At 42.0% G+C, this 5,262-nt stretch carries 6 protein-coding genes; 4 read left to right on the forward strand and 2 right to left on the reverse strand.

Features of this window, described 5'->3' with window-relative positions; all coding sequences use genetic code 11:
- Positions 1-142: 142 nt before the first annotated feature.
- Both XMG59_RS11900 and XMG59_RS11905 read left to right on the forward strand, forming a co-directional pair.
- Positions 143-508 carry a hypothetical protein gene (locus tag XMG59_RS11900; RefSeq protein ID WP_173498797.1) on the forward strand — a complete coding sequence of 122 codons (366 nt, stop codon included), beginning with the start codon at positions 143-145 and terminating at the stop codon, positions 506-508.
- A 171-nt stretch (positions 509-679) separates the two neighbouring features.
- Positions 680-1,249: a site-specific integrase gene (locus tag XMG59_RS11905; protein WP_173498798.1), complete on the forward strand. Its 570-nt coding sequence runs from the start codon at positions 680-682 to the stop codon at positions 1,247-1,249.
- A gap of 47 nt (positions 1,250-1,296) precedes the next feature.
- Here the strand turns inward: XMG59_RS11905 and XMG59_RS11910 are convergent, their stop codons facing one another.
- Positions 1,297-1,461 (reverse strand): hypothetical protein, encoded by a 165-nt coding sequence (locus XMG59_RS11910; RefSeq protein ID WP_173498799.1) that lies wholly within the window; start codon positions 1,459-1,461, stop codon positions 1,297-1,299.
- Between the two features lie 922 nt (positions 1,462-2,383).
- Between XMG59_RS11910 and XMG59_RS11915 the strand changes: the two genes are divergently transcribed.
- On the forward strand, positions 2,384-3,646 hold the full coding sequence (locus XMG59_RS11915; RefSeq protein ID WP_173498800.1) for a site-specific integrase: 1,263 nt from the start codon (positions 2,384-2,386) through the stop codon (positions 3,644-3,646).
- A 168-nt stretch (positions 3,647-3,814) separates the two neighbouring features.
- Here the strand turns inward: XMG59_RS11915 and XMG59_RS11920 are convergent, their stop codons facing one another.
- A complete protein-coding gene (locus tag XMG59_RS11920) occupies positions 3,815-4,255 on the reverse strand; it encodes a DUF6641 family protein (protein ID WP_173498801.1) in 441 nt (146 codons plus the stop codon).
- Between the two features lie 116 nt (positions 4,256-4,371).
- Here XMG59_RS11920 and XMG59_RS11925 point away from each other — a divergent pair, with 116 nt between their 5' ends.
- Positions 4,372-5,142, forward strand: a complete 771-nt coding sequence (locus XMG59_RS11925; protein WP_173498802.1) for a hypothetical protein — start codon at positions 4,372-4,374, stop codon at positions 5,140-5,142.
- Positions 5,143-5,262: the final 120 nt, after the last annotated feature.

Below are 5,262 nucleotides of genomic sequence, written 5' to 3' on the forward strand. Positions count from 1 at the left end.
CGGATAAGAGGATTTAATCTGCTGACCTTGGTGGTCAACAACGTACCGTTCAAGGACGGTGAGCAAGTACAGGATCAATCAGACAGGAATGCCGCCTGATGCCGTACACCAGATTTGACAATATCTCCTCTGGTTATCTAGCGTGCTTAGCAACAAGCAACGTGTTGATGGCAACTACGCATGGCAACAGCGCATTATCAAACTTGCACGACGCATTATTGATATCGAAATTCGAGCACGAAAATCAGCCCAAGCTAAGGGGAAAGGTCAGCCCGAGCCGATTAGAAGTGTAACTATAGATTTTAAAGACAAGTACTCTTGCTCACATGGGCTAGGATATTTTTTAGAGGATATGGTTAAAGGGAATCCAGCTAGTATTCACGTAGATAAGGTTCTACAGGAGATAGAAGATCAGGAATTACTTAATGCTATCTATTTCAATAGAAAGATTCCAAGCAACACATATGACCGCGCTATAAATGAAATAAAAGAAGCACTAAATTTTTAAGTACACTCTTCTTGCACTGTTTCTAGAAATGTAAGAAAACTCGGAATTTCTTACATTTCTCACTAAGTCATTGAATCGCAAAAGGTCTGGCTAACTCCCTTTTCGGTTGCCCAAAACAAACCTCAGAAAATAAGCTATACACACGAAAAAGTTACATTTTTGGTGAAGTATATGGCACAAGCAAAAACACTTTCTAAGTCCGAACTAAAGCAAGTTTTCGACGTTACCCAAGCATGCAGTCGCTACCCAGCGCGTGACATAACCATGCTTATGCTCACACACTACTGCGGCCTTCGAATTGGTGAAGTTGCAGCATTGAGATTCAATGACATCATCACAAATGACGGCACCCTACTTTCAGAAATAACGCTCAACAAAGAACGAACTAAAAGTAAGCGAGCTAGAAAAATATTCCTACCGAAAAAAATGATGCGCCAATTACGTGAATACCTATCAGGACTCACACGACGCCCAGCACACGGTTTTCTATTCTCAACACAGAAGTCTTCACGCTTTAGCGCAAATACAGCCACACAGCACTTACAGCGCTTGTACGAGCGTGCAGGAATACACGGCGCCACGAGTCACTCGGGTCGCAGGACTTGGCTGACACAGTTGAGCCAAAAAGGAGTAAGTGTATTTGTGCTCGCTGAAATGGCTGGACACCAAAGCATTCAGACAACACAGAGGTATGTAACAGTAAATGATGAGCTCAAACGTAATGCTGCAGAACTAATTTGAATATAAAACGATGCGCCAGCCTAACTGAATACGCACCTAGGCACGTATTAATTCAGATATTTTGGCAAAACCATAGCCGCTAATGTGCATAGCATAGCTAAAACATAAGCGGTTTCTGGAGGGAATGCCCCAGCAAGTGCTGAGAAAACATTACCAAAACCATCCAAAAGTAATGATGCGCCTGCTGAACGAGCCATAAAGAAGTTCATCATAAACAATCCTTATTTGCATAATCCCAGTCTTTCACAATGCTAAGGAATGGAATCAGTTCAGACTTTTACTGGATTTTTTTGTACTCCGCTTATCGGGCACCAGTAAACCTTAGCGGAAATGCAAAATCTGATTTGAAAACTAGACGTAAACGGGTAAACCTTAAAAACCTACTCGGCCTTTAGTCGATATGTACCACTTCGAGGACCATCGATTCGCGTTATCAAACCTACTTCCTCCAGTTTCTTAAGAGATTTGAAGAACTGCGACCTTGAAACAACAATCTCCTGTTTTTTAGTTAGTTCAGAAAACAGCTCAAAGCTTAATGTTGCTTGTGAAGCGTTCTTATCAGCTACATCCCAAAGAATAATTAGTACAATACGGTCTGAATCCGTAAGACTCCCTAAACCCAATTCTTGGGCAGCTGAGTCCATTTGTCTAATCAAACCTAGATAAAAACTTAATCTCGCCACGTCCAAAATCACAATTAATTTAAGAGTTTATAGCATAGTCGATATGCAGGATTTTGCCAGCCACCACAGAAAGCCCTATCAAAATCGGTTCAAAGTGTAGGTTAAACAGAGTGTTTAAAAAGACGGAATTTCTTCGCACACTATTTAGCACACCCAATCTTAATACATATAAATAATTGAAATTATTGAAATTTATCAGACGGTTCGCAATTCAAAATCCGTTGCCTATAAAGCGTGTCGGTTCGAGTCCGACCATCGGTACCAATATCTTGTTGGTATATGTTGAGAGTATGTAGATAAAATGCACGAATAAGCAGGTATCGTGCATTTTTTATTTGCACCCACCTTAAAAATTTCGCTTAGCACACTCGGTGCACACTTTTTAGGACTATTGCCCGTTCTTTTAACGAAGCTATAATCCAGTTAAATCCACTAAAAAAGTGCGGAAAAAATGGCAGAAATGGTTTCAGTAGTCCCTGGGCTTATCGTGCTATATCGACGTTCTCGCAGCGCTCGCTGGCAAGCACGAATAAAAATTGAAGGCGAATGGATTAGACGCAGCACAGGGTCAGCAGACCTAGATGAGGCCCGTGAAAATGCTCTAGATATTCGCACGGAACTTAGGACACACGTCAAAAATAACCTGCCACTCACCACAACAAAATTTCGTGCAGTTGCAGAAAATGCGATCAAGCGCATGGAAAATGAACTTGCTAGCAGACGTGGCAAGGTTGTTTACAAAGACTACATATCAGCTCTGCGCAAATATCACATTCCATATCTTGGAAAATTCAACATCAATCAAATCACAAATGAACGTTTAGATGGTTTTGATGATTGGCGCCTTGAGCAAATGGGCAAAACAGAAATGTCCAAAAGTACTCACAACACACATAACAGTGCTTTGAATAAAGTATTTCAGCTAGCCCTTGATAGAGGGTGGATGAAGCCAACTGACGTTCCGAGTTTTCGTGTTGCTGGTACCAAGTCAAATAGTCGCCCTACTTTCACACGCGCTGAGTATGCAAAGCTTACTCGAAGCTTGCGCTATTGGGCTGAAAGCGGATTTGTAGATGCTAAAAACAGCACCAATAAGTTTTTAGTTGGTGAACGTAAACCCAAACAAACAACTGCTGAGATTCGTGAGTTACTGCGAGACTATGTGTTAATCCTAGCTAATACAGGGATAAGGCATGGTACTGAGATGACTAATCTCAAGTGGAAGCATTTGGATTGGTACGTAAACGAAGCTGGGGAGCGTTTCCTAGAAATTACAGTCGATGGGAAAACAGGAAATAGACAACTAATCGCACGACACGTCGCCATACGCTACTTCAAACGTATTCAGAGCCGTTTTCCTGATCTGGCAGAAATGTCATTCGATCAACTACTCAAAAAACGTGTCGATAAGCATGTATTCAGGCTGCGGAGTGGTGAGCAAACTAAACAGCTCAACAAAAACTTTGAGCAGTATTTAACGAAGATGGATCTATTGTACGGCACAACCAGTGACAAGATGCCTCGTACCCTTTACTCGCTGCGCCACTTCTATGCCACTCGCATGATTCAACAGGGTATTAGTCTAGCGATTATTGCTAAGCAAATGGGTACTAGCGTGGGCATGCTTGAGAAGTTCTACAGCAAGTTTATCCCACATATGAGCGCTCAAACTTTGGCTGGTGAGCGATTTGATGAAACCGTTCTAGCAAACTGATTTCACATAGCAGAAAACCTAAAAAGTACACTTGTAAGGTTTAATGTAACTATTGTTTAATCGTAAACAAGCCATTTAGATGGACAAGGATAGTTAATCTGAATGGCCGTTTTCATTCTCAAGAGTCAACGCATTTATGGGGCAGGTTTGTATAACCGCCCCGTTTTTTTATGACTGAGCGACTGTTTTCTTTCGAATTGCACGCCCAAACTGAACTTGCTGTTCAATTAAAGTATCTAGCTCCCCTTTCTCAGCAGCCTCTTTGATCTTAACAAGCGTTTCAGCCACCGCGTTTTCATCTACTAGTTCTATAGCATTCTTACCTTTGCTGAACTCTAATGGCTTACTACCATAGCGAACGACAAGGTTTATCTGTCCATTGATAGATTTAGTCCACCATCGTTTGATCCGCTTGGGAACATCAATTTTACGTTGATGACCATCTGCATCAGTTATCCATTTAGTTTTAATGGGTAGATAGTTTGGGTCATTAGCCAGCTGAATCTGCTCTTCTATTTTAGCGATGAGCTTTCTGCGACGAGCAACAATTGGATCGCTGTTACAAGCAGCACTGAATGAGACAAAATTTAATGTGTTTAGAATGGTCATGTTAATCTCCTTTTACGTACAAAACACAATGTACTTTCAGAGATTCGAAAAGGTCATCCGAAGATTTGAAGATTTTTCCATTAATTTGCTAGCGCTACTGACTAGAGAACTAAAACATGGCTATTTCATACCGTAACGGCGTACTCCATCTTCAAGACGTATCTATTGAAAACCCGTTAGTGTCTGAGTACCTAGAATCCTTGCCCGCCACAGAGCGCGAAGAAGCTGTCATACGTGCGCTTGGTATTGGTGTAATGGCTGAGTTGAAAGGCGAAATAAGCCACTTCCTGCATGAAACAGAGGGTCATCTAGGCAAACACCTTTCTAACCTTAAATCTCTTTATGAGCTTCGTAGCATGCGCTTCCAGACTGCTGGCAAAGGTGGAGACGCCGAACAGCAAGTCATGGATGTATTGAACGAGTTTAAAGAGAAAGCAGGCTTTAATGAGGATCAAGTTAAAGACCTTTCTCGCGTAACGGGCCAAATACCTCGCAACAAAACTGGTGATGTGCTCGTTGAAGTTAATGGCAACTCAGACACTGCTATTGGGATTGAAGTAAAGCTGGATAAAGGTGTAAAGCTAGGTGAAATTCTAGAGCGCGATCCAACCGCAAAATCAGACACTGCTGTAAGCCAGCTGCTTGAGACTGCAGCTAATAGAAACACAGCAGTAAACATCATCGTGTTTGACGAAGACTCTGTTGACGCGACAGTTTCAAAACAGTGTGTTGATGGTGTTCGTTACCTAGGTGGTATTGGCTTTATTGTTATTGTGAGTACTCGTCGTAATGACTTTAGAACACTAGCCCTAGTATACCTCTTAGCACGCGATTTAGTTCTAGCAGCACCAAAACAAGCCATAGCTGATCATCACGTGTTAGTGTAATCCCCCCATTTGTAATGGGAGTTTTGCGTAGAGCCTAGGCTGCTTCTAACAGCCATCTCGGTGGTACGCCGCCGATAGCGGTGTTTGGTCTCTCATTGTTGTACTTCCAAAGCCATTCAG

Source organism: Marinobacterium sp. xm-g-59, from assembly GCF_013283315.1.
GTDB lineage: Bacteria > Pseudomonadota > Gammaproteobacteria > Pseudomonadales > Balneatricaceae > Marinobacterium_E.

Bases quoted from the DNA above. Each gene is read 5' to 3' on its own strand.
- XMG59_RS11905 (WP_173498798.1), top strand. From the start codon at position 680: ATGGCACAAGCAAAAACACTTTCTAAGTCCGAACTAAAGCAAGTTTTC.
- XMG59_RS11910 (WP_173498799.1), bottom strand. From the start codon at position 1,461: ATGATGAACTTCTTTATGGCTCGTTCAGCAGGCGCATCATTACTTTTG.
- XMG59_RS11915 (WP_173498800.1), top strand. From the start codon at position 2,384: ATGGCAGAAATGGTTTCAGTAGTCCCTGGGCTTATCGTGCTATATCGA.
- XMG59_RS11920 (WP_173498801.1), bottom strand. From the start codon at position 4,255: ATGACCATTCTAAACACATTAAATTTTGTCTCATTCAGTGCTGCTTGT.
- XMG59_RS11925 (WP_173498802.1), top strand. From the start codon at position 4,372: ATGGCTATTTCATACCGTAACGGCGTACTCCATCTTCAAGACGTATCT.